General features: G+C 44.1%; 4 protein-coding genes. All 4 read left to right on the forward strand.

Translation table 11 applies throughout. The features are described 5' to 3' along the window. Positions 1 to 678, forward strand: a 678-nt coding sequence (gene pdxY / locus ACYVRA_RS06125; RefSeq protein ID WP_461251866.1) for a pyridoxal kinase, incomplete at its 5' end; no start/stop codon positions are given. Beyond that, positions 675 to 1616 (forward strand): M28 family peptidase, encoded by a 942-nt coding sequence (locus ACYVRA_RS06130; RefSeq protein WP_461251867.1) that lies wholly within the window; start codon positions 675 to 677, stop codon positions 1614 to 1616. The genes pdxY and ACYVRA_RS06130, both read left to right, overlap by 4 nt. A gap of 289 nt (positions 1617 to 1905) precedes the next feature. Beyond that, positions 1906 to 2040, forward strand: a complete 135-nt coding sequence (locus ACYVRA_RS06135) for a hypothetical protein (protein WP_461251868.1) — start codon at positions 1906 to 1908, stop codon at positions 2038 to 2040. 265 nt (positions 2041 to 2305) lie between these two features. Continuing rightward, positions 2306 to 2430, forward strand: a 125-nt coding sequence (locus ACYVRA_RS06140) for a hypothetical protein (RefSeq protein WP_461251869.1), incomplete at its 3' end; no start/stop codon positions are given.

The following is a 2430-nucleotide window of genomic DNA, read 5'->3' on the forward strand; positions in this document are numbered from 1 at the left end:
ATTGAAGAAAGGGGCGTGTTAAACCGCTGTGAAGCCGTGCTTTCAGGCTATTTGGGCGACGCGTCAGTCGCCATGTCGATCGCGGACGCGGTTAAAAAGGTACGAAGCCAATCACCTAACGCGCTTTACGCCTGCGATCCGGTAATGGGTGACGTTGGGCGCGGTTTTTATGTTAAACCGGATATCCCAGGCATTTTTAACAAGGAGCTTATACCGTTAGCCGATATAATAACGCCAAACCAGTTTGAGCTTGACGCTATAACGGGAATAACTACGCAAAATATCAGTGACACGCTTAAAGCGATAAACGTCCTGCATGAGATGGGGCCTTCCATCGTGCTTGTAACAAGTTACAAGGAAAAAGAAGGGGAGCTTTCCATGATAGCCTCCGATAAAAATGAAATTTATAAAATTACAACCCCCGAATTGCCGCTTGGCAAGGGAGTCGCGGGAACGGGGGACATGACGGCGGCTGTTTTTTTATCGCGCTATCTTGAAACCAAAAACCTTAAAAAAACTTTAGAGTTGTGTACGGCGTCAGTCTTTGGCATTTTAGAGGCAAGTTTTAAAGCGGCTAACGCTAAAAGCGGCGCGCTGATAGAATTGAAAATAATTGACACGCAACAGGAGCTTGTCACGCCTTCGTATTCATTTAAGGCGGAAAAAATAACCGCGTGAAAACGCCTGAATGGGCAAAAAAAAGCCCTTATGACCGTTATTTTGACTTCATAGCCCCGGACGCCGACCGTTACGCGATTTTATTGGACGCGATTTCGGCGTTAAAATTTAACTCTACAGTTATCTCAGTGGAGGGAAACCGTCATATTTTTATTTTCCCTCCCGGCCAAAAATCCTTACGCTCCGCAAAAGGCATTTTCCCGTTTAGCGGCACAGACCCGTATCTTTTTTCCGCCCACTACGACCGCGTATCGGGCAGCCCAGGCGCGAATGACAACAGCATCGCCGTATTTCATTTATTAAAAGCCGCCGTCACTCTGGCGCAAAAAAACATTGACCGCTGGATGATAGTATTTACTGATAAGGAAGAATTATCCGCAGGCGAAAGTTTTGAAAAACAAGGTTCGTTCACCTTAGCGAAAAAAATAAAAAGCTGGGGGCTTGAGAAGGCAAAAATTTACAATTTTGACGCGTGCGGCATTGGAGGAGTATTTATTTTTTCCACAACAACTGATTTATTATTAGAAGCCGGCAGTCAGGACGGCAACTACCCTAATATTCGCAATGTAAGAAAACTCATCGCCTCCCTGCGGGATCACGCCTTAGAAACCGCCCAGCAACTTCGCCTAGAAAAAGTACTGCTCGCCCCTACCCCGTTCTCCGATGACGTTGGTTTCCTCCGCGCCGGTCTTGCAGCCCAAACCGTTACCATGCTCCCCGATAACGAAGCCGCCCTATACGAGACTCTGTTACGCGACCGTCCCGACTTTGGAAACTTAATCATCTCAGGCGAAATAAAAGCCCCCGCCGAATACCGCCATCTGCCCGAAACATGGCGCAATATGAACAACGCTAAAGACACCCCTTCGCTCTTAAGTCCGCAATACTTTGAAAGCTTTGTTAATTTTGCAGTTGGACTGTGCGCTGACAACCGGTAACATTTAAAACTTTACAAAGAATTATTCTCAAATTTTCTCTCGCAAAGGCGCAAAGGCGCAAAGTTCCTGTCCGATAGCCCATTATTGATCTAGATATATTAGTTTAACTACAAATCTTGAAGGAAAAACGATAATCTCACAAACAACACCTTTGCGCCTCTGCGCCTCTGCGAGAGGATATTCTTGGGAATATTTAGTTGTTACAGACTACTAGTATCGTGTGGTTCGCGGTAAATATTCTTTTCTCATCCACTTGACAGAAAACAAAAAATTTGTTAATTTTCAATAAATGTTAAAAGACCGCAGAGCAAGGCGGTCTTATCCTAACAAAGGAGGGCAGTCTATGGACGATCCTGGCGGTAGTAGTACCGGCAAATTGAACCATGTAATAGGCGGCTATAGGCTGTTTGTCCCTCATTCTTGAGCGCAAATACATAGCATAGCGTCATTAATTAGCCAAAAAGCCTATAACTTCCTCATTTTACATGAAAAAGAGAACCCATTACGCGGCATATCGTTGATATAAGCGTAACGGACGGCTTCTGTTAAAGAAGTTACTACCCGATCACAGTAAATTTTTCCCGCAAAAAAGTGTGTAAAAGACACTTAGGCGGAGCTTTGGTCGGAGAAAAGAGAAAATGGAAACGGGGGATATTATCATGGTAATTTGTTATACAATCGCCGTTATTATGCTCGTGATTGGCATTAGCTTTTACACGGGAAAAGCGGCTGCGTACATTAAAAGTTATAAAAACATGGAAGAGAAAGAAAAAAGAAACATTAAAATAGGCGTTATAAGAAAAAATATAAGAAT

The organism is Treponema sp. R8-4-B8 (assembly GCF_054786175.1).